At 30.2% G+C, this 26,453-nt stretch carries 23 protein-coding genes; 10 read left to right on the top strand and 13 right to left on the bottom strand.

Features of this window, described 5'->3' with window-relative positions:
- Positions 1–40 precede the first annotated feature (40 nt).
- Genes Q0958_RS06245 through Q0958_RS06225 form a run of 5 tightly spaced genes read left to right on the top strand, consistent with a single transcriptional unit; the run spans position 41 to position 4,622 of the window.
- Positions 41–1,453, top strand: a complete 1,413-nt coding sequence (locus Q0958_RS06245) for a nitrous oxide reductase accessory protein NosL (RefSeq protein ID WP_299121138.1) — start codon at positions 41–43, stop codon at positions 1,451–1,453.
- 10 nt (positions 1,454–1,463) lie between these two features.
- Positions 1,464–1,898: a CopD family protein gene (locus tag Q0958_RS06240; protein ID WP_299121134.1), complete on the top strand. Its 435-nt coding sequence runs from the start codon at positions 1,464–1,466 to the stop codon at positions 1,896–1,898.
- On the top strand, positions 1,899–3,143 hold the full coding sequence (locus Q0958_RS06235; RefSeq protein WP_299121131.1) for a nitrous oxide reductase family maturation protein NosD: 1,245 nt from the start codon (positions 1,899–1,901) through the stop codon (positions 3,141–3,143). It begins immediately after the preceding gene.
- On the top strand, positions 3,140–3,847 hold the full coding sequence (locus tag Q0958_RS06230; RefSeq protein ID WP_299121129.1) for an ABC transporter ATP-binding protein: 708 nt from the start codon (positions 3,140–3,142) through the stop codon (positions 3,845–3,847). Before Q0958_RS06235 ends, Q0958_RS06230 begins: the two co-directional genes overlap by 4 nt.
- Positions 3,840–4,622 carry an ABC transporter permease gene (locus Q0958_RS06225; RefSeq protein WP_150898755.1) on the top strand — a complete coding sequence of 261 codons (783 nt, stop codon included), beginning with the start codon at positions 3,840–3,842 and terminating at the stop codon, positions 4,620–4,622. Before Q0958_RS06230 ends, Q0958_RS06225 begins: the two co-directional genes overlap by 8 nt.
- A gap of 6 nt (positions 4,623–4,628) precedes the next feature.
- Here Q0958_RS06225 and Q0958_RS06220 read toward each other — a convergent pair whose 3' ends face one another.
- Positions 4,629–5,078, bottom strand: a complete 450-nt coding sequence (locus Q0958_RS06220) for an Rrf2 family transcriptional regulator (RefSeq protein WP_150898756.1) — start codon at positions 5,076–5,078, stop codon at positions 4,629–4,631.
- A gap of 46 nt (positions 5,079–5,124) precedes the next feature.
- Positions 5,125–6,339 (bottom strand): hypothetical protein, encoded by a 1,215-nt coding sequence (locus Q0958_RS06215; protein ID WP_299121122.1) that lies wholly within the window; start codon positions 6,337–6,339, stop codon positions 5,125–5,127.
- A 110-nt stretch (positions 6,340–6,449) separates the two neighbouring features.
- Between Q0958_RS06215 and Q0958_RS06210 the strand changes: the two genes are divergently transcribed.
- Complete coding sequence (locus Q0958_RS06210) at positions 6,450–7,733, top strand: acetyl-CoA hydrolase/transferase C-terminal domain-containing protein (protein WP_299121752.1); 1,284 nt, start codon at positions 6,450–6,452, stop codon at positions 7,731–7,733.
- Between the two features lie 104 nt (positions 7,734–7,837).
- Here the strand turns inward: Q0958_RS06210 and ccsA are convergent, their stop codons facing one another.
- From ccsA to Q0958_RS06185, 5 genes are all read right to left on the bottom strand, one after another.
- Positions 7,838–10,984: a cytochrome c biogenesis protein CcsA gene (ccsA, locus tag Q0958_RS06205; RefSeq protein ID WP_299121118.1), complete on the bottom strand. Its 3,147-nt coding sequence runs from the start codon at positions 10,982–10,984 to the stop codon at positions 7,838–7,840.
- Positions 10,985–11,065: 81 nt separating this feature from the next.
- A complete protein-coding gene (nrfA, locus tag Q0958_RS06200) occupies positions 11,066–12,559 on the bottom strand; it encodes an ammonia-forming cytochrome c nitrite reductase (RefSeq protein WP_150898760.1) in 1,494 nt (497 codons plus the stop codon).
- Positions 12,560–12,566: 7 nt separating this feature from the next.
- Complete coding sequence (gene nrfH / locus Q0958_RS06195; protein WP_150898761.1) at positions 12,567–13,163, bottom strand: cytochrome c nitrite reductase small subunit; 597 nt, start codon at positions 13,161–13,163, stop codon at positions 12,567–12,569.
- Between the two features lie 17 nt (positions 13,164–13,180).
- Positions 13,181–13,906, bottom strand: a complete 726-nt coding sequence (gene ric / locus Q0958_RS06190) for an iron-sulfur cluster repair di-iron protein (RefSeq protein ID WP_299121111.1) — start codon at positions 13,904–13,906, stop codon at positions 13,181–13,183.
- A gap of 2 nt (positions 13,907–13,908) precedes the next feature.
- Positions 13,909–15,147: an alginate export family protein gene (locus Q0958_RS06185; protein WP_299121108.1), complete on the bottom strand. Its 1,239-nt coding sequence runs from the start codon at positions 15,145–15,147 to the stop codon at positions 13,909–13,911.
- Positions 15,148–15,312: 165 nt separating this feature from the next.
- On the opposite strand from Q0958_RS06185, the gene Q0958_RS06180 reads away from it, so the two are divergent.
- The 4 genes from Q0958_RS06180 (at position 15,313) to Q0958_RS06165 (ending at position 18,790) form a co-directional block, all read left to right on the top strand.
- Positions 15,313–16,299 carry a hypothetical protein gene (locus Q0958_RS06180; protein ID WP_299121104.1) on the top strand — a complete coding sequence of 329 codons (987 nt, stop codon included), beginning with the start codon at positions 15,313–15,315 and terminating at the stop codon, positions 16,297–16,299.
- A gap of 95 nt (positions 16,300–16,394) precedes the next feature.
- Positions 16,395–16,787: a DUF6438 domain-containing protein gene (locus Q0958_RS06175; protein ID WP_299121101.1), complete on the top strand. Its 393-nt coding sequence runs from the start codon at positions 16,395–16,397 to the stop codon at positions 16,785–16,787.
- A gap of 99 nt (positions 16,788–16,886) precedes the next feature.
- A complete protein-coding gene (locus Q0958_RS06170) occupies positions 16,887–18,092 on the top strand; it encodes a multidrug effflux MFS transporter (RefSeq protein ID WP_299121098.1) in 1,206 nt (401 codons plus the stop codon).
- A 2-nt stretch (positions 18,093–18,094) separates the two neighbouring features.
- Positions 18,095–18,790, top strand: a complete 696-nt coding sequence (locus tag Q0958_RS06165; protein WP_299121095.1) for a pseudouridine synthase — start codon at positions 18,095–18,097, stop codon at positions 18,788–18,790.
- A gap of 67 nt (positions 18,791–18,857) precedes the next feature.
- On the opposite strand, the gene Q0958_RS06160 is transcribed toward Q0958_RS06165, so the two are convergent.
- The 6 genes from Q0958_RS06160 to rpsA all read right to left on the bottom strand — a co-directional run bounded on the left by Q0958_RS06160 (position 18,858) and on the right by rpsA (position 26,209).
- Positions 18,858–19,337 carry a winged helix-turn-helix transcriptional regulator gene (locus Q0958_RS06160; protein WP_150898774.1) on the bottom strand — a complete coding sequence of 160 codons (480 nt, stop codon included), beginning with the start codon at positions 19,335–19,337 and terminating at the stop codon, positions 18,858–18,860.
- Positions 19,338–19,420: 83 nt separating this feature from the next.
- Complete coding sequence (locus tag Q0958_RS06155; RefSeq protein ID WP_299121091.1) at positions 19,421–20,473, bottom strand: M14 family zinc carboxypeptidase; 1,053 nt, start codon at positions 20,471–20,473, stop codon at positions 19,421–19,423.
- A 6-nt stretch (positions 20,474–20,479) separates the two neighbouring features.
- Positions 20,480–21,946, bottom strand: a complete 1,467-nt coding sequence (locus Q0958_RS06150) for an aminotransferase class V-fold PLP-dependent enzyme (RefSeq protein ID WP_299121089.1) — start codon at positions 21,944–21,946, stop codon at positions 20,480–20,482.
- A 90-nt stretch (positions 21,947–22,036) separates the two neighbouring features.
- A complete protein-coding gene (locus tag Q0958_RS06145) occupies positions 22,037–22,885 on the bottom strand; it encodes a hypothetical protein (protein WP_299121085.1) in 849 nt (282 codons plus the stop codon).
- Positions 22,886–22,900: 15 nt separating this feature from the next.
- Positions 22,901–24,292, bottom strand: coding sequence for a phosphoglucosamine mutase (gene glmM / locus Q0958_RS06140; protein ID WP_299121083.1), 1,392 nt, complete (start codon positions 24,290–24,292; stop codon positions 22,901–22,903).
- A 147-nt stretch (positions 24,293–24,439) separates the two neighbouring features.
- Positions 24,440–26,209 (bottom strand): 30S ribosomal protein S1, encoded by a 1,770-nt coding sequence (gene rpsA, locus Q0958_RS06135; protein ID WP_150898782.1) that lies wholly within the window; start codon positions 26,207–26,209, stop codon positions 24,440–24,442.
- Positions 26,210–26,453: the final 244 nt, after the last annotated feature.

Genomic DNA, 26,453 nt, shown 5'->3' with positions numbered 1-26,453 from the left:
ACAATATAACTAGAATTCAACAATAAAATCAATCAAAAAAATGAAAGCAAAATATTATTTGTTTTGCCTAATTGTTGTTCTATTTCTAAATAAAACAGCTATTTCTCAAAACCAAGATTCTTATAATCAGTGTATTCAATGTAATATGCTTATTAAAGATAAATTACATAATGCTCAAGCAACAACAAACACTAATAAAGTTCTAAACTTTGATGCTATTGAATGCCTTGCTAATTATTTAAAAGAGCAAAAAACAACTTCTATTTCTAACCTAACAGTTGCCGATTATAACAGTGGTAAACAAATTAATGCTATAACAGCTACTTATCTAATTAGTAATGCTATTAAAAGTCCTATGGGCGCTAACTTATCTGCTTTTAAAACTAAAAAAGAAGCTGAGTTAATCCTAAAAACTAAGAAAGGAAAACTATATACATGGCAAGAAATTAGAAATGCTTTTAATACTAATAAAATTGGAGATACAGAACATCATCATGAGCACCATAATAGACCTGATGCACATGCACCAATTGGTGTAATGGGAGATCATTTACACTCAAAAAATGGGTTTATGGTTTCGTTTCGTTATATGAATATGGAAATGGACGGGAATCGTTCTGGAACTTCTACTATAAATAACACTTCTATTTTTAATACATACATGGTTGCTCCACAAAATATGACTATGGATATGTATATGTTAGGAGTAATGTATGCCCCTTCTGATAAGTTAACTCTTATGCTAATGCAAAATTTTGTTAGAAATAAGATGAATTTAAAAGCTCGTATGATGATGGGCGGTAATACCATGTTTAGAGATTTTTCTACAAGTTCTTCTGGATTTGGGGATTTAAAATTAGGTGCATTGTATAGCATTTATAATAAAATGAATACTTCTATCCACTTAAATGGTACATTAAACATCCCAATTGGTAACATTAAACAGAAAGATGATACTCCTATGATGCAAAATGCCAAACTTCCTTATGCTATGCAGCTAGGTTCTGGTACTTTTGATATTACCCTGGGTGCAACTTATAAAGGAAATACCGAATACATTTCTTGGGGAGTACAACCTTTATTTACCTTCAGAACAGGAACCAATAGTCAAGATTACAGATTAGGAAACACACAACAGATTAATATTTGGGGAGCTTACAAAGTTGCCAATTGGATTAGCATTTCCGGAAGAGTTTTAGGTATTTCTCAAGGTAAAATATCAGGAAGAGATACTGAGCTTACCCCTATGATGGTTCCTACTGCAAACACCAATAACTATGGTGGCGAAAAAATAAAAACATTTCTAGGTTTTAATCTTATGTTTAATCAAAACTCGAGCCTTAAAAATTTTAGAATTGGTATTGAAGCTGGTGCTCCTATTTATGAAAACTACAATGGTATTCAAATGGACGAAGATTTATCTTTTCAGTTAGGTATTAAATACGCTATTTAACACATTAAAAATGTATTCACTATTAATTTTTGTACATATTATTGCTGCTTCAATTTGGGTTGGAGGCCATTTAATTTTGGTTATTCGTTTTCTCCCAAAAGCCTTAAAAAAGAATGATTTTTCAATAGTTGAAAATTTTGAAAAGGCTTATGAACCTATAGGTTTACCTGCTTTATTAGTACTGGTTATTAGTGGTATATCATTGGCTTTAATTCGAGTACCTGAATTGTCTAATTGGTTTACATTAGAGTCTTATTTTTCTAAACATATAATACTAAAACTAGTCTTATTAGCAACCACATTAGCATTAGCCATTCATGCACGTTTTTTTTTAATCCCAAAAAGAAAACTAAAACCATTAGCTGCTCATATTATTCTAGTTACTCTTGTAAGTATTCTATTTGTATTGGTTGGAGTTAGTTTTAGAACTGGTTTACTATTTTAAATGAAACTAAAAGTTACATATCATATAATCACTTGTATCCTCCTATTTACTGGAATGTTTGTGAATGCGCAACAGCTACGTGTTTGTTCTAATTGTAAAATTAAAACAATACAAGAAGCCGTTAAAGTAGCTTCTAAACATGATTCCATTTATTTAGGAAAAGGTGTATATAACGAACATGATATATTTATAAATAAACCTTTAACTATTATAGGCAATAAAGAAGCCATTATTAATGGAAATAAAAAAGGATACATTCTTAAAATAGCTTCAGATAGTGTTGCTATTAATGGAATTACTTTAGAAAATGTAGGTAAAAGTTACACCAAAGATTTTGCTGCTATCTATATTTCTAAAAGCAAGTATTTTAAGATTGAAAATGTTCGTTTAAAAACTGTGTTTTTCGGGATTTTAATTGAAAAATCTCACCATGGACTTATCAAAAATAACCATATTTCTAGTGAAGCTAAAGATGAAGCAGGATCGGGAAATGGTATTCACTTATGGCATAGTTCTAATGTTCTGATAGAAGAGAATAAAGTTCATAATTTAAGAGACGGTATCTATTTTGAATTTGTAACCCATAGTAAGGTTCTTAATAATTCAAGTTTTAAAAACTTACGATATGGGTTACATTTTATGTTCTCTAACAACGATGAATATCATCATAATACTTTTGAAAATAACGGTTCAGGTGTAGCAGTAATGTTTTCAAAGTTTATAACAATGACCAACAATACCTTTTTAAAAAATTGGGGAACAGCTTCCTATGGATTGTTATTAAAAGAAATTTATGATGCTGAAATTAATAACAATACCTTTCAAGAAAACACTACAGCAATTAATATTGAAGGATCTACAAGAATTAACTATTCTAAAAATACTTTTACTAGTAACGGATGGGCTTTAAAAATAGCCGGAGCTTGCTATGCTAATAAATTTTATAGAAACAATTTTTTAAACAATTCTTTCGATTTATCATACAATAGTAAACTAAATGACAATAGTTTTAATAACAATTACTGGAGCTCTTATACAGGTTATGATTTAGATAAAAACGGAATTGGAGATGTACCATACAGACCTGTAAAACTCTTTTCTTATGTAGTAAATAAGACTCCAGAAGCAATAGTATTGTTAAGAAGTTTGTTTGTAGATATTATCAATTTTTCTGAAAAAATATCACCAGCATTTACTCCAGATAATTTAGTAGATAAAGAACCATCAATGAACAAAATAGAATGATACACATTAAAAACTTACATAAAACTTTTGGTAAAATTACTGTATTGAAAGAATTGGATTTAGATATTCAATCTAAAGGAATTTTTGCAATACTAGGTCCAAATGGTTCTGGAAAAACTACGCTTATAAAAAGTATCTTAGGAATGGTAATTCCTGATAAGGGAACTATTAAAATAAACGACAAGGATATTTTAAAAAAGCACACCTATCGTAATAACATAAATTACCTACCGCAAATTGCTAATTTCCCTGAGAACCTTACTGTATCAGAGTTAATTCAAATGATTAAAGATGTTCGTACAAAAGAAGCTTTAGATTCTGGCTTAATAGAACTCTTTGGGTTGCAACCTTTTTTAAAACAAAAACTTGGGAATTTATCTGGAGGTACCAAACAAAAAGTCAACTTGGTGTTAACCTTTATGTTTAATAGTGATTTAATAATATTAGATGAACCTACAACTGGTTTAGACCCTATTTCATTACTGCATTTAAAAGAATTGATTAAATGGGAAAAGAAAAAAGGAAAAACCATTTTAATTACTTCTCATATCATGAGTTTTGTTGAAGAAATGTCTGATGAAATTGTGTTTCTTTTAGATGGAAAAATTCACTTTAAAGGAAAAATTGAGCAACTAAAAGAGCAAACCAATCAAACTGATTTAGAACATGCAATTGCTAACATTTTAACTAAGGAACATGCTTAAAATATTAAAATATAGTTTTTCGGATTTACTACGAAGTAGATGGAGTTATGTATATTTCTTCTTTTATCTAGTTATTGGTTTTGTTTTATTATTTCTAAATAATGACACCTCTAAAGCTGTGATTACCTTAATGAATATTATAGTTGTACTAACTCCTTTAATAGGAACCATTTTCGGAATTATGTACTATTATAATTCAAGGGAATTTACAGAACTTTTATTAGCACAACCTTTAAAAAGAAGTACCATATTTTTAGGACAATATATTGGAGTCTCTCTATCTCTTTCTCTAAGTTTAGTATTAGGTTTAGGCATACCTTTTTTAGCCTATGGAGTAATACAATCTTCTGCTATTTTTAACTTTATTTCTTTATTAGCTATTGGTGCTTTTTTAACCTTTATTTTCGTGGCTTTAGCATTTAATATTGGTTTAGCTAATGAAAACAAAATAAAAGGATTTGGTTATGCTATTTTATTATGGTTGTTTTTAGCTGTTATTTATGACGGCTTATTTCTAATTTCTTTAATTGTTTTTCAAGAGTATCCTTTAGATCAATTTTCTCTATTCTCTACACTTTTTAATCCTGTAGACCTATCGAGAATATTAATTCTATTAAAACTAGATATTTCAGCCTTATTAGGCTATACAGGAGCTGTGTTTCAAAAGTTCTTTGGAACTAACTTTGGAATGTTACTCTCAAGTATTGTTTTAATATTATGGGTAGTTTTACCTACTTGGAAAATTGTTTTAAAATCAAAAAAGAAAGACTTTTAACTTGAATTAGTTTACATCTAATTGTTTTAAAGAAATATGTCTTCCTTTAATTTTTATCTCTTTTGTAAACTCTCTAATGGTTTTGTCTTTAAAATCGTCCATTAATTTCTTTTTAAATGGAGCAACTGTAAAATGAACGGGGCAAGGATTTTTATCGTCACAAGAAGACAATCCCATAAAGCATTGATCAAACTTATCGGTTCCGTCTATACTTTTTATAATATCCCAAACAGTATTTTTAAAGTTGAGTTCATTCAAATAAAAACCTCCTGTTGGACCTTTTGAAGAAGAAACTAATTTACTTTTTGTAAGCTGTTGTAATAATTTTGCTAAGAAAGGTTGAGGTACACTTAACTCTTCAGCAATTTTTTTAACTCCTACTCTACTATTTTCTTCATTATGAATAGCTAAATAAAGTACTGATCGAATAGCGTATTTACAAGCATTTGATAACATTCACTTTTTTTATATAAAAGTAATAAAAAAGATGTTTTAGTCTTTATTATTTTCGTTTAAACTGACTCATAAAAATGTAAGTTATCGCTATAAAAAATATAAAACTAACAATAACTAAAGCTTCGAAATAAAAATCAATTAGTAATAGATTAAACCAAGAAATTAGCTCTTTATAAAAAATTAGCACTTCGGTTAAAAGAAATCCAACTACATAAAAAACAATACTCCTTTTTGACAATGTTATAAGCTTAAAACTATACAAAAACAGTAGTAAACAAATACTAACTACTCCTAAAAAAATCCAATGTAAATAGCCTATAACTAAATCTATGTTCGAAGCAGTTCTATTTGCTATTTCTGGAATTGTTCCTAATAATTGAAACACTAGTTTTAAGAAAAATAAAAGAACTACTACTTTTAATGTTTTAAGGAAAAAACTTGAATATGACTTTTTAATTTTTTCTTTAAAATCTCTTAGTTTATATATTAAATAAACAAATGATATTAATTGAAATACAGCACCTAATCCTGAAACTAAATAAACTCCAAGATGAGGTTTCATCCATAATAATGAAATACCAAAAGTTAAAATAACTCCTAGATTCATTAACCAAAAGAATATATTAAAAACGCTCTTAGAAATTCGAATATTTTGTTTTTCTAAAATATAGAATCCAATACCAAACAATGCTAAAATAAACCATCCATTGTATTGAAAATGAAGGTAAAAATAAATTGCGTTCTTATATAAATCGGAACCACTTCCCGCTGTTTTCATAATTACTCCCAAAGCCCATGGACCTATACTAGAAATAATCATATACCATAAAGCAATTCGAATACATTTATACGATTGTGTTCTTTTTTGCTCTTTAGATGTGTTTTTTATTATCAGATATGCATAAACATAGGAAATAATTAAGAATAATGTAGAAAAAATAATAGAAAATAAAGCATATCCGGTAAATGGAAATGTAACTAACATTCCTATGATGGTTACTTGAGTTGCCCAAAATATTTTCTGATATTTACTTTTTATATTTAATTCACTCAAATACATCTTAAAAATGAGTGTTGTTATAGCTGTATATACCCAACCTAATAAGGCAATATGTGAGTGTGTATGCACTACAAACCGATAAGTAAACGATAAATCATAAACAGAAAAAAAACGCAATAAAACGCCTAAAAAAGCTATGATAAAAAAATAACCTAAAGCTATTTTACTATGTTTTTGCAAGAAATTATTTGATGATAGCATACTTGTAAAAATACGGAATATGAGATAAAAATAATCTTAAAACTAATATGATTTTTATCATTTTATACCATCAGCTTTCGGCGGAACTTTGCAATAAATAAAACAAAATGATGAGTAGAGATATGATGAAAATTGTAACCGCTGAAGAAGCAGTTTCAATTGTAAAATCTAACGATAAAATATTTTTTCAAGGAGCAGCAATGACTCCTAATGTATTAATAGATAATTTATGTGAGCGTTATAAAGAGCTATCTAATGTAGAAATTATTCAAATTCATACACATGGGCAAGCCAAATATTTAGAAGAACCTTATTCTAATTCTTTTAAGTTGATTAGTTGTTTTGTAGGAAACAATGTTAGAAAAGGAGTTAACACAAATAATGGTGATTATGTGCCTATTTTCTTGAGTGAAATTCACTGGTTATTTAGAAGAGGAATTTATCCTTTAGATGTAGCTTTTATTCAAGTTTCTCCTCCAGATAAGCATGGATACTGTTCTTTAGGGGTATCTGTAGATATTACTTTACCAGCTATTCAAACGGCCAAAGTAGTTATTGCTCAAATAAATCCAAATGTACCTAGAACACATGGTGATGGAATAATCCATATTAAAAACATTGATTATGCTGTTGAAGTAAATTCACCAATACATGAATCTATTACTGGAAGTCCTTCAGAAATTGAATCTCAAATAGGAAAACACGTTGCTGGATTAATTGATGATGGTGCTACTTTACAGATGGGGATTGGAAATATTCCAAATGCTGTGCTTCATAACCTAACCAATCATAAACGATTAGGAATTCATACCGAAATGTTTTCTGATGGTATTCTTCCTTTAGTAGAAAAAGGGATTATTACAGGTGAAGAGAAAGAAATTAAAACTGGTAAAATTGTTACTTGTTTTGCTGTAGGTTCTCAAAAACTATATGATTTTATTGACGATAATCCTTTAGTACACTTTAAAGAAGCTGGTTATACAAACGATACCTCACTTATTAAATTAAATCCAAAAGTAACTGCTATTAATAGTGCTATTGAAATTGATTTAACTGGGCAAGTTTGTGCCGATACTATTGGTAAATACCAGTATTCTGGTGTAGGTGGTCAAATGGATTTTATCCGTGGAGCATCTTTATCTAAAGAAGGAAAAGCTATTATTGCTATGCCATCAATGACACCTAAAGGAATTTCAAAAATTACACCTTTCTTAAAAGAAGGAGCTGGTGTTACTACAACAAGAGCCCATGTTCATTATGTAGCAACAGAATATGGAGTAGTTAACTTATTTGGTAAAAGTTTAAAGCAACGAGCAAAAGCTTTAATTTCTATTGCTCATCCAAATTTTAGAGAAGAATTAGAACGAGAAGCTGCCAAAAGATTTTCGTTATAAAACTTTTCATTTTTCCCCTCCCCTTATAATTAAAAACTCCATAATCTTTATTGACTATGGAGTTTTCTATTATATTTTTCTAACAAAATTCGAAATTCATAATGTTATTTTATCGATTGTTTTCGTTTGTATACTACTAAAATAGTTAATAAAATCATACTAAATAGAATTACATACACAAAACTTGGTATTGGTACAGGATCTCCTGAAGCATAACTGTGTAAACCTGATAAATAATAATTTACACCAAAAGAAGTCATAATAATTGACCAAAAAGCAAACATACTTGCTGTATTGATAACAAAGAAATTATTCAACTTTGGTACAAAACGTAAGTGTAAAACAATTGCATAAACTATTATACTAATTAATGCCCAGGTTTCTTTTGGATCCCATGCCCAATAGCGTCCCCAACTTTCATTTGCCCATACTCCTCCTAAAAACGTTCCTATAGATAAAGTAAACAATCCTATAGTCATAGAAAGTTCATTTATATAGCTAAGTTCTTTAATTTTTAACTCTATAATAGTTTTGTTCTTTTTTGTTTTAAATAACATTAAAAACAACGCCATGATTCCTAAAACTGCCGATAAAGCTAATGGTGCGTAACTACTTACAATTGTAGCTACGTGTATTTTTAACCAATACGATTTTAATACAGGCATTAAGTTAGTTATCTCTGGATTTAACCAATCCAAATAACTTACAAATAATAAAGCTCCAGTAAACAAAGTAGCTAATGGCAATGAAAAATCTGACTTTCTAAAAGTTATCAAACCACTTAAAAGTAAGCACCAAGCTACAAAAATGAGCATTTCATATCCATTACTCCATGGTGCGTGTTGAGCTATATACCATCTTAAAATGATATTAAATGTAAAGAATAAGAAAGATACTAATGTGATTAAAATTAATCCATTCCATAAAAAATTAATCCATCTCTTTTCAGTAAACATCTTTACTACGGCTAAGGTTAGAAGTAAAAGTCCTACAGTGAAAAATACTTGGAACAACCAAAAATTTATATTCGCTTTGTTATACCATAGCTCTGCTTCTACTCTTTCTTCTGTTGGAATAATATCAGCACTTAACACTTCCTGATACTTTTTAATATAAAGCATTTTTTGATAAGCTTCTTTATATTTTCCTTGCTCTAAATCTTTAAAATAGCTTGGTAAAATTGTTTTAGTAAAACGTGCATCTTCTTCAGTAAAATCATTAAAATGATGATTATAACTATACCATGTATTATTCTCATCTCCTTTTTTAGGAAATATTTTTAAATAGTTTCCTGTAAATAAGTTATACAAAATATTAAAACGCTCATCAATCTTTAAAACCTCTTTATCAAACTCATTACGTTCGGCTGGTTTCTTTTTATTGGCTTCTTCTACTTTATTTGACAATAAGTAATTTCCTTCTTTATCTAAAAAACTAATAAATGAGTATAAACCATTCTTACCTTGAATTACATCTTTTAATAAATCTCCTGTTTTATCAACATCTGCTTTAATAATTGGAATTCTTTGCCATAATTGTGGCACCATGTGCATTCCTAAAAAAACTTGATTTACATCCAATTTTGTTGTTCCAGTAGCAATTGGGTATTTAAAATTTGATTTTCGAGAAATTTTTCGAATACATTCAGATGCCAATGTATTAATAGGTTTAATACGACCATCTAAATCTTGAACTAACAAACGTCCAAATATTTCTGACTGTTGTTTATCTATTTCTAAGGAAGAAACTAATCTTTCAATAGTTATTTCTTTAGGAATAGAATCTTGTTTAGTTATAGCAAATGTTGAACTAAATGTAATTAAAAGAAGCGCTATAATAGTAGCTTTAGTTTTCAATTTCTTTAATTTTTTATTTATAAATTGAAAACGTGAAGCCTTTCCAAAAAAAGTAAAAAACATCCCTATTCCCATTAATAAATAGCCCAAATAAGTTACCCAAGTGCCTAAAAAATCGTGATTAACAGAAAGTACCGTTCCTTTTTCGTCTGTATCATAACTTGCTTGAAAAAAACGAAATCCTTTATAATCTAAAACGTTATTCATAAAAATACGATAATCAAAGTTTTCTTTTTGATCTATTACGGTTACTTCACTTGCATAAGCTGATGGACTAGACGATCCTGGATATCTTTCTAGTTGAAAATCATTTAACTTTATAGAAAATGGTGTCTGAATTGCTCCAGCTCCGTAAGACAAAATAACTTGCGTTCCATCTTTAAAATCTACTTGATGTTTTATTGGTAAAAAACCTTCTCTGTATAATAAGTTTACTTCTTGTGTTTCTTTTCCTACAGTTAGATTTACAATAAGAGCATCGTCTAAAGAAACATCGTTATCTGTTTTGCTTTTTGCTGAACTTATTAGTTTAAACTTCCCTTTTGGATGGTATGAAGTAGGTACAAATGAAAAATCGCCCGATCTAAATAAAGTTCTTAAATTAATTTCTTGTAAGCTATCATGTTTAATTCTACCAGCTTGTTGATTTGACATTATAAAGAAATCTATTGGATGTGGAGTAATCATTTTAAACTTACCATCTTCCTCTATAATATTAATAATTCCTTCTTTATTAGCTTCAAATCCAACTTCATGCTGATGTTTCCCTATCTTTTCTATTTCTCCTTTTTGCAAATAAATTGTATTCCTTCCATTACCTGTCGTTGTAACCATTTTAAGTAAAGGAACTCCTGTAATGCTATCTGTAATTACTTCAGGAGATGCATCTGCTACATACTCTTTAAATGAAATTGAAATAGGTGTATTCTTTATACTTTCTTGAAAATGAAAACTATTATCTCTTAAAGGAGAAAACTGTAATTTTTCTTGAATCATTTTACGTTGATTGTCCTTTATAAATGTAGCTGATAATAGTTTGGTATCTGAAATAATTACATTTGAAGTTGCTCCTTCTCTAATACGCATAATACCGCTATAAGAAGTGTAGCGTGTTATTCCAGCTCCTAATAAAACAATAACAAAGGCAAGATGAAAAAGAAAAATAGCCCACTTACGCTTACTTAACAAATTGTATTTAAAAATATGCAAAAAGAAACTAATTGCTAGTCCTAACATTACTATTTCAAACCACCAAGCATCATAAATACTAGCCCAAGCAACAGCTGTTCCGTAATCGTTTTCAACAAAGGTAGCTACTCCCATAGCAATTGCAAATACTAGCAATAATAGTAATGCTAATGAAGATGATGATAAAATTTTATATAGTTTTTGCATATCTTACTTATTTAAAAAAGATAATTTTTAAAGTTTAACCTCTAAAAATTATCTTTTAACATCTAAACACTGAAGTTTTAATTAATTCAAAGAAACTTTTTTACTTCCGTAAGTCTTTTCTCTTTCTTTTGCTTCTTCTAACCATTTTGGAAGTAAGTTTTGTTTAAACTCTTCCTTTTCTTTATGAAGTTTTTCCATGTCTAAGCCTATATATGCTTGTGCTTTTTCTTTAGTAGAAATATCTGGCATTTCTACAGGCTTATTGTATCCTAATTCAGCTAACAAACGAGCTAATTTTACACGTCCTTCTGTAGCTTTGTCCAAACCACTTGCTATAACTCTACCCGTTTCTACTGGCGAGTGAAAAGAAGCCCCGTGTGAAGCTGCTGCATAATCCCAACGCCATTGAGCATGACGGATATCCATCAAAATATCTTTCATTTGTTCTTCTGTAGCTCCTAAATCCCAACATTTTTTTGCTTCTACATGCATTCTTACTAAAGCATCTTCTAATTTTAACCTTGCTTCTGTAGATTTTTGTTGACGCTCATATACATTTGCTTTTAATTTATCTGCTTCTTCTCTATGGCAAACTTGACATGAATTTGCTACATTATTCATTGGAGATTGTATATGATGATCGGTAAACTTCTGCCCACCTTCACTCTTATAAGGCATATGGCAATCGGCACAAGAAACCCCTCTATCTGCGTGTACTCCTGTTAAATAAGTTTCATACCCTGGATGTTGTGCTTTTAACATTGGAGCTTTACTTAATTTGTGCGTCCAATCTTTAAAATTCATATCATCATAATACTTTTCCATTGCCTCAACAGACATTCCGTTTTTCCATGGAAATGTTAAATATGGAACTCCTTCTTTACCTGGTTTTTTCTTATCAAAATAATACTCAACATGGCACTGTGCACATACTAACGAACGCATTTCTTGGTGAGTTGCTTTGTTAATGTCTTTACCCATTGCTTCAAAAGCTTCTACCAATGCTGGTCTGGTAATTGTAAGTTTCATTGTTTTTGAATCGTGACAATCTGCACAACCTATTGGATTTATTACTTCATGTCCTTTATCGGCCCATTTTCCTTTATAAAACTCTGTAATTCCAACTTCATTCATCAACCTAGGTACATCAGGACTTTTACATGTCCAACAAGTAGCTGGCATTGGTCCATCTCCTTTTCCTTTAGGCCCCCCAGTTCTTAAACTGTTTTGTAAATCGACCACTGCATTTTGGTGACCACGACCTTGACTATAATCTTTTGAAAAACCATAACCAGCCCAAAGTACTACTAAACGAGTGTCTTCTTCTAACATATCTCTCATTTTTGAACCTCCTTGAAAAGATTCAAAATCACTTTTTTCAGTTTGTAAGAAAGATTGATACTCTGCCGGAAAATTTTTACCCCATTCTTCATTTCTAGGCTCATTTTCGCTAATTTCTACCTGAGGTACGTATTTATACTTTGCTTCATTTTTTCTATTTACAATGCTTGAAGCTAGTAGCCCTAGTAGAAAAACGACTACTACAGTTACTAAGAATAATAATTTGTTTTTCATTGTTTTGTTACTTTTTTATTTGTTGATTAAGCCATTCTGGAATTACCGTTTCTACATTATCTGTGGGTATTGGAGCAATGTTATTTCTTATAGTAGAAATTCCATGCACCGTACCATGGGGAAGTTCTTGATGACAAGACCAACATTTACGTTCTGTTCTATTTTCTTGATGATTTTCAAGCCAACCGTCGTATTTTACTTGTGTTACTTGTTGTATATGACACCTTATACAATTGTTTTGTACTACTTCTTGTGAAGCTTCTCTCATAAACATTACCTCTGGTTCTGCTCTTGCTGTAAAAACCGAAGCATGAAATAAACCATCCTTAGCTTTGAAATAATATTTGTTAAAAACATTATCATGTGGTACATGACAATCATTACAAGAAGCTTGCTCTCTATGCGAACTATGCATCCAACTATTGTACATAGGCGTCATTACATGACAGTTTACACATGCCAAGGGATCATCTGACATATAAGAAACTAAAGAAGCCTCTTTTGCCATAAAAAAACCTAATCCTGTAACTATTCCTATTAAAACAATAGCTACTTTTCTCCATTTAGATTTTTTATTTGGTAATATTTCGCGATTAAAATTCAAGTCTTTTGTTTTTATCTTTAAGAGGCTGTTAACTCTTTTTCTAACTTAATAGCCTTTGGATGTAAAATGTTATTTTCTAAATGTATATGCTGATGTAAATCTTGTTCAAACTCTTCTAGTTTAGCATATAAAGCTTTAAACGTATTACACGCTCCTTCTGGTGGTGTATAATTGTTTGTTAACCTAGCTATTTCCTTTAAAACACCTCCTGCATTTTCATGCTCATGTTCCATCATTTTAATTGGATTATTTACGGTGCCAAATGGAGGTCGTTTATATACTTCCTTTTTCTTTTTGGCATCTACCAACTGATTTATAAATGGAAATAGAATTTGCTCTTCTTTTTGCATGTGAGAAATTAACTCGTTTGCTACCTCATGAAAAAGCTTATTTACTATAACTACTTCTTCATAATGATGTCCATGAACTTTTGCAACTTTATTAGCATATTGAGATAATAAAGGAAGACTTTCTCTTACATATGTATGATGAAGATTTTCGATATAAACTATTAAAAAATCTAAGCTCCAACTATCAAAGTCTTGTAATTTATCTACCACTTTATCTACTTCAGAAAGCTCTTTTTCTAAAATTGCTTGGTCAACATTGTTTTTTTTACAAGCTTTTTCTACTGTAACAGCTCCTCCACAACAAAAATCTATTCCATGCTTCTTGAAAATATGTGCAGTTTTAATATTTTCTGTAACATACGCTGCTACTGTTTTTTCTCTTGACACTACCATAACTATTTATTTTTCGTTTTAAATAATACAGGATTAATAGTTACCATTACCCATCCCCAGTTGTTGGTATTTTCAAAGTTTCCTTTTAATACTCTCATTCCTTCTGAAGCAAATAAGTGAGAATACCCAGCTTTAACTCCAATTTCTTTAGTAAATCTATATCCATAAACAAGATCTACTTCTGTTCCTAGCTGTTTTGAAACTGTGCTATTGATATCGGCAGCAGCAGAAAAATTATGAACAAATGCTGTTAAATTAGATTTTGGATTTAATTTAAAATTTGCTTTAGCATAAATATCTAATAACCCTACACTGTTTATATGATTTCCAACATAGAAATAGTCCATAAACCCATTAAACTTGTGGTTTGTTCCATAAAAAGGATTAAAAGCATTGTTCTTTCCACTTGCTATATTGTAATCATTACCGCTTTGTAACTCAATTCCTAAACCTACCGTTGTTTTGTTTGTTACCTTGTAGTTTGATTCTAAACCAAATAAATAAGCGCTTAAATCATTGTTATTAACATCGTTTCCAAACTGATAAAAGATATTAGCTGCTATATTTAATTTATTTCTTTTAGCTTTTAAATGTGTACCAACAGTTTGGCTATATTTTATTCCAGAAGTAGACTGTAGTCCATTATTTAAGAATAAAAAGCTACCTGAGAAATTCTCAAAATCTTTATGAATCCATGCATACTGTAATGCTTTATATGTGTTCGGTGTTGTTAGGTTTGTACCAATAATATTTTCTCTAGACTGATTAAACGCTAAACCAACATCTAACTTAAAAGTGTTCTTTCTATATTTTAATAGCGCCAAATCATGACTTCTAGCTTGCTGTGCCCAAGCTACATTACCAAACATTCTACTATCATCGTAAACAATTTCTTGACGCCCTAGTTTTAAAGAAAAATTAGAGTCTAACATAATTTCTCCCCATGCTTGGTGTATACTTAATCCATTTGAATCACTTGAATTTAATTGAGGTACATCTCCCCAAACTCTAACATCTTGAACACTCACATAAAAGTTCAATTTCTCAATTCTATAATCAATATTTACACGTGTTCTTTGCGATGTAAATAAAGCTGCTTTTTCGTTATCTGGAAATAACGTTTTAAAACCATGTCTGTATTCTGCACGAGGACGTATTTCAGCATCAATTTGTAATTGTTGTGCATAACCTGTTAATGAGAATAACAGTAAAAATGCTGAGAGAAATTTAAATACTTTCATAATAATTCGATTTTACATTATCTATAAGCACAAATTTCAGTAGAAACTATTCTTTATTCTATGATAAAAATCATAGATGCATTTTTTTAAGTAGGGTAGATTTTGTTATTGCTGTTTAACTTATATAACCGCGCGGATTTAGTTACTAATTAAAATTTAAACATTATGAAGAAAATCAAAAGATTAATTATACCTCTTTTCATTGTTTTATCAATTTTAGTGATAAACTCGTGTAACAATGATGATACTATTGTAATCCCTTCTAATGCCACTGGTAACTCTAACGGTTCAAATTCAGGAAACACTGGTAGTCAAGAACAAGGTAGTGATGGTGAAATTACTTTATATAAAATTGATGGCGATAATATTTCAAAAATCAAAGATTATAAAGTTACTGGGCAAGATTTAGAATATCAGAAAGATGTTGCTAAACATAAACAAATATGGGATTTGGTAAAAAAAATAGTCCCATTAAATCAACGAAAAAAAATGGGTGAATTTTTAATTTACAATGGCTCAGTTTCTGGAAGCGCTGGTTTTGTAGTACAATTAAAAAAAGATTTATCTAGTTGGAAAATGGGTATTGCCATTAATTATGCTTATCAAGGTGGTTTTAATGCAGGTGGAGAAGTTTCCTATACTATAATTCATGAGTTTGGACATGTTTTAACTTTAAACGACACACAATTAAATGCGGCTATTAATGCCGAAAATTGTAAAAACTATTTTCCAGGTGAAGGTTGTGCAAAAGACAATTCTTATATAAATGAATTGCATAAACAATATTGGAAAGATATCTGGACAGAATTCCAAACTGCAAAAAAAGATGAAGATTCTCAGCAAAAATTTTACAGTAAATACCAAGAGAGATTTGTGACTCGATATGCTTCTACAAATCCTCCTGAAGACATTGCCGAAGTCTTTGCTACTTTCATTACTAGAAAAGAAAAACCAGCAGGAAACTCAATTGCTGAAAAGAAAATTCTACTAATGTATGAAAAGAGCGAATTATTAGAATTTAGAAATCATATCAGAAAAAATTTACAACTAAGAGCAAAAGGTAAAGCATACGCATTTGAATTGCCTGAACCTGGAAAGTGGAAACAAGCTAACACTTTTGGAAATCCTCATAAAACTAAATGTAGACATTAAATAATATACATTATAAGGCGCTGTTGAGAGTAAATACCCTTCACTACCCTTCAATCATTTACCTCTTGATGGCGTCATTTTTTAAATTATTAAGTATGAATCAGTCCTTATTATACATATTATTTTTTGTTATTCTTAGTAACTGTTCAGTTTCTAAAAATATAAAAGAAACTCCCTTTATATATTACGGGAAATCATCATGTTTGGGAAAATGTCCTGTATTTGATATGTATATTTATAATAATGGTGAAGTAGTTTATAAAGGGCTTCAAAATGTAGCTTTAAAAGGTGAACATAAATTCTCTCTTTCTAAAAATCAATTACAGGAAATTGAAGAAGAGCTTAAAAAAGTAGATTTCAATACAAAAAATGAAGTAATCAGAGATTTACCTACCACTACGCTAAAGTATAATGGTAAAAAGCTTTCAGTAAGAAATAAAGAAAAAATAAAAGACTTAGTTAGGTTATTGGAAAAAATTATTGAGTAGTTTTTTCTATTTGTTTGTTTTAAAAAGACCATTGTATAAAAATGGTCTTTTTTTGGTTATAAATGATTATGCTGAAGATAAACGCAGTATTTTTGCCGAATGCAAAAACAAGAAAATAATTCTAAATTAGAATTCATAGCTTTAATGGCCTCATTAATGTCATTAGTAGCTTTATCAATAGATGCTTTATTACCTGCTTTAGAACAAATAGGTTTATCTCTTAATATCCAACAAGCATCAAGTGATAATCAATTACTTGTAACAATGATTTTTTTAGGCTTAGGTTTTGGTCAGTTAATATCTGGTCCTATTTCCGATAGCTTAGGTAGAAAACCCATAATTTATGGTGGTTTTATACTCTTTGTCATTGCTAGTTTTATTTGCGTTAGTGCCTCTTCTATTGAAATGATGGTTTTTGGTAGAATACTTCAAGGAATTGGCCTATCTGCCCCAAGAACAATAAGCATAGCTATGGTTAGAGACTCTTTTAGTGGCGATTATATGGCTAAAATAATGTCGTTTATTGTTGTTATTTTTATCATGGTTCCTGTAGTAGCTCCTGCATTAGGTAAATTAATGTTAGATATTTACGGATGGAAATCTATATTTTATAGTCAGTTAATTTTTGGAGTTATTGTTATGTTTTGGCTATGGAAACGTCAACCAGAAACTTTAAAGGAAGAGAATAAAATTAAATTTTCTTTCCAATTATTTATTACTGGTACTAAAGAATTTATTAAGCACAAACAAGCCATTGTTTTCACTTTAATTTCTGGATTCATTACTGGGTCCTTTATGGTGTATTTAAGTGCATCTCAACAAATATTTCAAGAACAATATCATTTAGTAGATGAGTTTCCATATATCTTCGCTGGACTTGCAATAGCAGTAGGTTTTGCTACTTTTTTAAATGGAACTTTCGTTATGAAATTTGGTATGTATAAATTGGTTTCTGTCTTTTTGATAGTTTTTACCTTAATTCCAATCTTATATATCTTTTTATTTTATCAAAAAGAAAACCCAAGTATTGTAATTTTATTAACCTTCTTTGCTTTACAATTTTTTGCAATTGGTTTTCTATTTGGAAACTTAAGAGCACTTGCTATGCAACCTGTAGGACATATTGCTGGTATTGGAGCGGCTATTAATGGATTTGTTTCTACAATAATGGCTGTACCTATAGCTACTTTTATAGGTAAATTTGTTATTACCACTACCCTTCCACTATTTATTGGATTTCTAGTTTGTGGTACCTTATCAATAGTTTTATTAAAAACTACTAAACTTAAAGCGGTAAAAAGCTAATTATGGCATTAGACATACTTTTTGAAGACGAATATATTATTTGTGTATCTAAACCTAATAATGTTGTTGTACATCACGCACATCATTCTAGAAATGTTTCTGATGAAGACTCTTTATTACAACTGTTATTTAATCAATTTGGAAAGAAATTTTACCCTATTCATAGATTAGACAGAAAAACTTCTGGTATCATATTATTAGCAAAAGAAACTTCTTATGTTTCTAAATTCCAAGAATTGTTTACGAATAATGAAATTCAAAAAACATATTATGGAATTGTTCGTGGACATGCACCTGAATCAAAAATAATTGATTCTCCAGTAAAAGGTAGAGATGCAAATGTGCATAAAGATGCTGAGACTTTATTAGAATTGACTCATAAAATAACTCTTGACATCCCTGTAAAGCCTTATGATACTTCTAGATATAGTTTAGTTAAGTTATCTCCAAAAACAGGACGCTTACATCAATTGCGTATTCATATGAATAAGATAAGTCACCCCTTAATTGGTGATCCTAAATATGGTGATAAGAATCATAATACTATGTTTATAGAAAACTTTAATTGCGAGAATCTTTTTCTACATGCGTATTCTTTGACATTTAAGCACCCAATATCTAACAAGGAAATGATATTAGAAACTAAGCTTCCTAATGATTGGAATATTCTTTTCGAGAAGTTTAATTGGAGTATTTAAAAACTAATAATATTAAAAAAGGGTTACATTTAAAATGTAACCCTTTTTTAATTAATTTATTCTAAAATTAAATTTCTTTGAAAATAGCGTGCATTAAACGCTTTTTGTCATTGATACTTTCTTCTAAAGAAATCATCGTTTCAGTACGATTTACACCATGAATATCGTCAATTCTATAAATAATATCTTTAGCATCGTTTGTGCTTTTAGCTCTTACTTTACAGAATATATTATACTTACCAGCTGTAACATATGCTACTGTTACATTTGGTATTAAGCGTAAATTATCTAAAACATGTTGTGTCATAGATGTTTTTTCTAAAAATACACCTACATGGGCTATAAACGAATATCCCATTTTTTCATAGTTCAAGGTTAATGTAGATCCTTGAATAATTCCTTCATCTTCCATTTTTTTAACACGAACATGAATAGTACCTGCCGATACTAATAATTTCTTTGCTATGTCTGTAAAAGGAGTACGAGCATTTTCAATTAAAATGTCTAAAATTTGGTGATCGATTTCATCTAGTACGAACTTCTTCATTTTTTTTGTTTTCTTCAAGTAATACTGCTAAAATATGTTTTTTTTACAAATAAAAACAACTTAGTTTAACAAAAGTTTAATTTTTAGTTATTTTTATTGAATTCTTTATGACCTAGAAAGGTTGATAAATTTCCTTCCTTTTCTTTAGTTAAGGTGAGTGCAAATTTACCATTTTCTACTTTCTCGACATACTGATATGCTACATCTTTTTCATTATTTTTTGTTCTATAAATTACATCATAGAAGTTCTTGATATTGTTTGGAATAGAAAAATAATCGGTATAATTTTCAAAGTTTTTTGCTGTAGAAATGTGATAAATTCCCTGTAATAGCGCGAAAAAATTAAATTTTCTCGCCATTTCTCGGTCATAATCTTCCTGATAATGTCCTGCTTCAATTAAAATTGTATTGTGCCCTAACTTTTGAAAATTATCTCCTGTTGCTGTTGGGTAAAATTCATCTGTATAACGTCCAATATGATTTGGAATAAACTCTTGCAATAAGGAATTCATAGCTACAATTACATTCATGGTCTCTTTTCTCCCATTTGTAACTTTTCTTGAAATATCTTCCGATGGCGCTAAAAATGAAATTGTCGCTGGATTTTTAGTTCCTTCCACACCAAAAATGGTTCTTTGGTCGTGTAAATTAAAACAAAACTCTGGATTAAATGCGTCTAATACTTTTCTTAACAGCTTGCTTTCTTTAGCTTCTAACGCTACAGCATCTCTATTTAAATCAATATTATTAGCATTAACTCGAGTATATACCTCTGCTCCATCAGGATTTAACATTGGTATCATAACTATCTCACAGCTTTCTTCAATAGCTTTTACTATTTCAGAATCTGAAAAATCTTTTATAAAGTTTAAGAAATCAAATAGTGCTTTGGTTCCTGTACTCTCATTACCATGCATTTGACTCCAAATAAGAATTTTTCTTTTTCCTGAGCCAAATTTTAATTGATAAATATCTCTTCCTTCTTCTGATACTCCTATTACTTTCTTTTGAATAGAAGTAGTTAATTTTTCATATAGTGGTTCAATATCTTTTAAAGTAATCCATCTACCTGATATTTCACTTTCTTTAATTGTTGAATAATTATTTTCTAAAAAAGAAGATGCTATTTGTTTCATATATTGTTATAAAGAAAACCAGTTTGCCACTAGCTCTTTTTCTATAGGTGTGGCTGATATATGAATGTAATCGTTTTTTTGCATATCATATGTATAATCTTTCGACCACTCTTCTATATTATCAGCTAATGTATTTAATGAATTACAGATGTAATCAACCTCTTCATTTGTAATGGTTGGGTGTACTGATAAACGTACCCATCCTGGTTTTTCTGTGTTACATCCTTCTAATATTTGATCTTTTATTTTATGTGAAGTATTTTGATCTACGTTCAATAAAAAGTGCCCATAAGTACCAGCACAAGAACAACCTCCTCTTGTTTGAATTCCAAATCGATCATTTAATAATTTTACTACTAAATTAAAGTGATACTTTTCAAAGTAAAACGAGAAGATACTTAATCTATCTTTATGGTTTGGTGCTAATATTTGAACGCCATCTAAGTTCTCTAAACAATCAAAAATGATTGGATTTATTTCATCCTCACGTTTTTTCATGTTTTCAGTTCCCATTTGGTCTTTTACCTGAATTGATAAAGCTATTTTAATTGTTTGTAAAAAAGCTGGTGTACCACCATCTTCACGTGTTTCTACATCATCAAAATAGTCATGTTCTCCCCAAGGATTTGTGTAACTTACCGTACCTCCTCCTGGGTTATCTGGCACCATATTTTTGTATAATTTCTTATTAAAAATAAGTACTCCAGAACTTCCAGGACCTCCTAAAAACTTGTGTGGAGAAAAGAAAATAGCATCTAAATACTCATCTTCTTTTTCTGGGTGCATGTTGATATCAACATACGGTGCTGAGCAAGCAAAATCAACAAAACAAAGTCCACCATATTTATGTATCAATGCAGCTACTTTATGATATTCTGTTTTAATTCCTGTTACATTTGAACCTGCTACTATTGAAGCTATTTTAATTGGTCTGTCTTTGTATTTCTGGATAGTTTCTTCAAACTTTTTTAAGCATACCAAGCCCGCATCGTTACATGGTACTACTACAACATCGGCAATTGTTTCTATCCACGATGTTTGGTTTGAATGATGCTCCATATGAGACACAAATACAATAGGTTTTAATTCCTCTGGAACTTGTGTATGATCTTTTAAACTTTCAGTTACTTTTAAACCTAAAATTCGTTGAAATTTGTTTACAACTCCAGTCATTCCAGAACCTTCTGTAATTAAAACATCATCTTTTGATGCATTTACATGACGCTTTATGATATTTCTTGCTTCATGATATGCTAAGGTCATAGCTGCACCAGAAGTTGATGTTTCTGTATGTGTATTGGCTACAAATGGTCCGAATTTGTATAATAACTGTTCCTCAATAGGTCTATACAATCTACCACTAGCAGTCCAATCTGTATATACCATTTTTTGTTCACCATAAGGCGACTGGTAGGTTTGATCGATTCCTACAATGTTTTTTCTAAATTTATCAAAATATTGCTCTAAATTCATAATTAGATTGTATTACAGTTAAAATTAAGATTAATAAACTATCTAGTCTAATAGATTTAGAATATTAACCAATTAATAATTTTTGTTTAATTATAGTCTAAACTTACCTCCTATTAATATAGTGTTTTCAAAAAAGTAAAAACTTTGAGAAGCACTATCTGCTGGATTCATTGTTGTTCTTATATCAGACATATTGATGTATCCACCTTTTAAATCGGCTTGTATAAAGAAGTGTTTTAAGAAAGCGATATTTAAACCTGCTCCTATAGACATTCCGTAACCCGATAAATGGAACTCATCATACCTTTCATTTTCTAATAACTTTGTGTTACTTCTTGGAAATAAAATACCAGCACCTACTCCTTCTGTTAAGTTAATTTGTAAGTTCTCCATATTTAATCCAAACCAGTGACTTACATCGTCAAATCGTTTTACTTCTACATTTACGTAGTTTAAACCATCAGTATGCTCAAAACGTAAGAAATCGTCTGTTAACTTAATTGTCTGATTGTTATAAGTACCATCGTACTTTGCATTTCCTACATTTATATTTCCGTTTATGGTTACATCTTGATCATTTACCATTACATATTTCATATGATCAACCCCTATAGAAATAGTATAATTCTCTTTAAAGAAATATCCTATTCTATAGTTTGTTTGTGGAATGGTAATTCTCCCTGGGTGAAAATAATCTCTAAAAGAAAACTTAGTTGGTCTATCTTTTGCTCTTACATTAGATAATGTAAAATCGTAGTTTTCACCTTTAAATCGGATATCAGAATCAGAATAATCTGCCCAGTTCCAACCCCAGTAAACAAAGAACTTTCCTTTATTAGTAACTTTCTTTTTCTCTCTTACTTTTTCTTCTTTCTCTTGCCCTACTATTAATGATGCTGTCAATAACATCATTAATAAACTCACTATTCTTAATTTCAACGCGTTGTTATTTTCTTATTTTATTATTGCTTTGATTTCTTCTATCACTCTTTCGGCCAATGAATCTGCTTTTTCTTGTGATTTTGCTTCTGTATAAATTCGAATAATAGGCTCTGTATTCGATTTACGTAAGTGTACCCATTCTTCAGCAAAATCTATTTTTACACCATCTATGGTATTTACTTCTTCATTTTTATACTTATCAGCCATTGTTTCTAAAATCTTATCAACATCAATTTGTGGTGTTAACTGGATTTTATTCTTACTCATAAAGTAACTTGGATATGAATCTCTTAATTCTTTACAAGACATTTTTTTATGTGCTAAATGCGATAAGAATAAAGCAACTCCTACTAATGAATCTCTTCCGTAGTGAGAAGCTGGATAAATAATTCCTCCATTTCCTTCTCCACCAATTACTGTATCGGTATCTTTCATCATTTGCACTACGTTTACTTCTCCTACTGCAGATGCTGTATATGTTCCTCCGTGCTTTTCTGTAACATCTCTTAATGCTCTTGATGATGATAAGTTTGATACGGTATTTCCTCCACCTAATCTTTCTAATACATAATCGGCACAAGCAACTAGTGTATATTCTTCACCAAACATTGATCCGTCTTCAGAAATTAATGCCAAACGATCTACATCTGGATCCACAACGATTCCTAAATCGGCTTTCTTTTTTACTACTAGTTCTGAAATATCAGTCAAGTGTTCTTTTAATGGCTCTGGATTGTGTGGGAACTGTCCATTTGGCTCACAATATAATTCGATACATTTTACACCTAATTCTTTTAATAAAGCTGGAATAAACACTCCACCTGTAGAATTAACTCCATCTACCACTACTTTAAACTTAGCTTTTTTAATAGCTTTTACGTCTACTAAATCTAATTTTAAAACTTCTTTGATATGCTTTTTTAGATACTTCTTATTCTTTTTGTATGAACCTAAATCATCAACTTCAGCAAAAGAAAAATCTTCACTTTCAGCTAACTTTAATATCTCTTCACCATCTGCTCCATTTAAAAACTCCCCTTTTTCGTTCAATAATTTTAAAGCATTCCATTGTTTTGGATTATGAGAAGCAGTTAAGATGATACCTCCCTGTGCTTTTTCTAACGGTACTGCTACTTCTACCGTTGGTGTTGTAGACAATCCTAAATCGACTACATTAATTCCTAAACCAACTAAAGTATTGGCTACTAGGTTACTTATCATTTTACCAGAAATACGTGCATCTCTTCCTATAACCACTTTAATTTTTTCAGCTTCTGGATTTCTTTTTTTTATGAATGCTCCATATGCTGAAGCAAATTTGACAGCATCAATCGGTGTAAGGTTATCTCCTGTAGCTCCCCCTATTGTACCTCTGATTCCTGATATTGATTTTATAAGTGTCATATTAATTTTTATTAGGATACAAATATAATGGTATTTAAGAAATTAACTTAAAAACTAAGCGTCTTTAACTGTAACAAATGTTACAATTAAGAGCATAAAAAAACCGCTACAATTGTAGCGGTTTTATAGGTATAAATGTTTAGAAAATTATTTTCCTTCCATTTTCTTCTTTAACTCAGCTAATCCACCGATATCACCTAATGTAGTTTTCTCTACATCAGCAGCTTTCTTAGCAGCAGCCTTGATGTTTTTCTTTTCTTCTTCTCTAAAGATAGAAGTATGAGAAACAACAATTCTACGGTATTCTTTACTAAATTCAGTTACGATAAACTGTACAGTATCTCCTTTAGCTAATTTCGATCCGTCTTCTTTTTCTAAGAAACGAGTTGGAGCAAATGCTTCAATTCCATCAGCGAATACTACTGTAGCACCTTTATCATTCTTTTCTTTAATAGTACCTTCGTGAGTTGATCCGATTGCATACGTAGCTTCGTGAGCATCCCAAGGGTTATCTTGAGTTTGCTTGTGACCTAAGTTTAACTTACGGTTTTCAACGTCTAATTCTAATACTTGAACATCTAACTTATCACCAACAGTTACGAAATCTGATGGGTGCTTAATTTTCTTAGTCCAAGATAAATCAGAGATATATACTAATCCGTCAATACCTTCTTCTAATTCTACGAATACACCGAAGTTAGTATAGTTACGTACAGTACCAGTGTGAGTAGAACCTACAGGGTACTTAGTAGTAATATCTGTCCATGGATCTGGGTGTAATTGCTTCATACCTAAAGACATCTTACGATCTTCACGATCTAATGTTAAGATTTGAGCTTCTACTTCATCACCAACTTTCACGAAATCTTGAGCAGAACGTAAGTGAGTAGACCAAGACATTTCAGATACGTGAATTAATCCTTCAACTCCTTCTTCAACCTCTACAAATGCACCGTAATCAGCTAAAACAACAACTTTACCTTTTACTTTATCTCCAACTTTTAAGTCAGCATTTAAAGCTTCCCATGGGTGAGCTGATAATTGTTTTAATCCTAATTGGATTCTAGACTTGTTATCATCAAAGTCTAAGATTACAACATTTAATTTTTGATCTAATTCAACAACCTCGTTAGGGTGGTTGATACGAGACCAAGATAAATCAGTAATATGTACTAATCCGTCAACACCACCTAAGTCAACAAACACACCATAAGAAGTAATGTTTTTAACAACACCTTCTAATACTTGTCCTTTTTCTAATTGACCGATGATTTCACGTTTTTGATCTTCTAAATCAGCTTCGATTAATGCTTTATGAGATACTACTACGTTTTTAAATTCGTGGTTGATTTTTACAACTTTGAATTCCATAGTTTTCTCTACATACTGATCGTAGTCACGGATAGGCTTCACATCAATTTGAGAACCTGGTAAGAATGCTTCAATACCAAATACATCAACGATCATACCTCCACGAGTTCTACACTTAACAAAACCGTTAACGATTTCTCCAGTTTCGTGTGCATTGTTAACACGATCCCAAGCTTTAATTACACGTGCTTTTTTGTGAGATAATACTAATTGACCAGAAGAATCTTCTCTTTTATCAACTAATACTTCAACTCTATCACCAACAGCTAAATTTGGGTTGTAACGGAATTCGTTTAAAGAAATAACTCCTTCAGACTTTGAGTTGATATCGATAATTGCATCTCTATCAGTAATTCTTGTTACTTCACCTTCGATTACATCACGCTCGTTTACGAAACCTACTGTACCTTCTAAGGCTTTTTCAAATTCTTTTAATTTAGACTCATCAACTTCATCAATACCTTCTTCGTATTTGTGCCAGTTAAAGTTAGCTAAAAATTCTGCTGGGTTTACTGCTTCTGCAGCTTTTTTTGTTTCTTCAGACATGTCTGAAATAAATTTTGTATCTTTTTGTTAGCCAGATTTTTAACAACACCAACTCAAAGAGAAATTAAACTTTTATAAATATATTTTGCACCTTTTATAAATCTGTTCTTGTAAAAAGGCGTGCAAATTTACGAAGTTTTATTGAAATAACCTACAAAGCTTTTGATTTTAAAAGATTTAACCTCACTACTGGTTATATAACCACAAACATTTTTCTTACTTACGCTTATTCAGTTATATAAAA

The organism is uncultured Tenacibaculum sp., assembly GCF_947499065.1.
Lineage (GTDB): Bacteria > Bacteroidota > Bacteroidia > Flavobacteriales > Flavobacteriaceae > Polaribacter.
The sequence above is the reverse complement of the archived record's forward strand: the minus strand, read 5'-3'. Positions and strand labels throughout refer to the sequence as shown.

What these genes read in the sequence shown, in the direction of transcription:
- Q0958_RS06245 (WP_299121138.1), top strand. Translation starts at nt 41, where the DNA reads ATGAAAGCAAAATATTATTTGTTTTGCCTAATTGTTGTTCTATTTCTA.
- Q0958_RS06210 (WP_299121752.1), top strand. Translation starts at nt 6,450, where the DNA reads ATGAGTAGAGATATGATGAAAATTGTAACCGCTGAAGAAGCAGTTTCA.
- Q0958_RS06235 (WP_299121131.1), top strand. Translation starts at nt 1,899, where the DNA reads ATGAAACTAAAAGTTACATATCATATAATCACTTGTATCCTCCTATTT.
- Q0958_RS06215 (WP_299121122.1), bottom strand. Translation starts at nt 6,339, where the DNA reads ATGCTATCATCAAATAATTTCTTGCAAAAACATAGTAAAATAGCTTTA.
- Q0958_RS06185 (WP_299121108.1), bottom strand. Translation starts at nt 15,147, where the DNA reads ATGAAAGTATTTAAATTTCTCTCAGCATTTTTACTGTTATTCTCATTA.
- Q0958_RS06175 (WP_299121101.1), top strand. Translation starts at nt 16,395, where the DNA reads ATGAATCAGTCCTTATTATACATATTATTTTTTGTTATTCTTAGTAAC.
- Q0958_RS06180 (WP_299121104.1), top strand. Translation starts at nt 15,313, where the DNA reads ATGAAGAAAATCAAAAGATTAATTATACCTCTTTTCATTGTTTTATCA.
- Q0958_RS06150 (WP_299121089.1), bottom strand. Translation starts at nt 21,946, where the DNA reads ATGAATTTAGAGCAATATTTTGATAAATTTAGAAAAAACATTGTAGGA.
- nrfA (WP_150898760.1), bottom strand. Translation starts at nt 12,559, where the DNA reads ATGAAAAACAAATTATTATTCTTAGTAACTGTAGTAGTCGTTTTTCTA.
- rpsA (WP_150898782.1), bottom strand. Translation starts at nt 26,209, where the DNA reads ATGTCTGAAGAAACAAAAAAAGCTGCAGAAGCAGTAAACCCAGCAGAA.
- Q0958_RS06155 (WP_299121091.1), bottom strand. Translation starts at nt 20,473, where the DNA reads ATGAAACAAATAGCATCTTCTTTTTTAGAAAATAATTATTCAACAATT.
- ric (WP_299121111.1), bottom strand. Translation starts at nt 13,906, where the DNA reads ATGGTAGTGTCAAGAGAAAAAACAGTAGCAGCGTATGTTACAGAAAAT.
- Q0958_RS06220 (WP_150898756.1), bottom strand. Translation starts at nt 5,078, where the DNA reads ATGTTATCAAATGCTTGTAAATACGCTATTCGATCAGTACTTTATTTA.
- Q0958_RS06160 (WP_150898774.1), bottom strand. Translation starts at nt 19,337, where the DNA reads ATGAAGAAGTTCGTACTAGATGAAATCGATCACCAAATTTTAGACATT.
- Q0958_RS06170 (WP_299121098.1), top strand. Translation starts at nt 16,887, where the DNA reads ATGCAAAAACAAGAAAATAATTCTAAATTAGAATTCATAGCTTTAATG.
- Q0958_RS06240 (WP_299121134.1), top strand. Translation starts at nt 1,464, where the DNA reads ATGTATTCACTATTAATTTTTGTACATATTATTGCTGCTTCAATTTGG.
- Q0958_RS06230 (WP_299121129.1), top strand. Translation starts at nt 3,140, where the DNA reads ATGATACACATTAAAAACTTACATAAAACTTTTGGTAAAATTACTGTA.
- Q0958_RS06225 (WP_150898755.1), top strand. Translation starts at nt 3,840, where the DNA reads ATGCTTAAAATATTAAAATATAGTTTTTCGGATTTACTACGAAGTAGA.
- Q0958_RS06165 (WP_299121095.1), top strand. Translation starts at nt 18,095, where the DNA reads ATGGCATTAGACATACTTTTTGAAGACGAATATATTATTTGTGTATCT.
- glmM (WP_299121083.1), bottom strand. Translation starts at nt 24,292, where the DNA reads ATGACACTTATAAAATCAATATCAGGAATCAGAGGTACAATAGGGGGA.
- ccsA (WP_299121118.1), bottom strand. Translation starts at nt 10,984, where the DNA reads ATGCAAAAACTATATAAAATTTTATCATCATCTTCATTAGCATTACTA.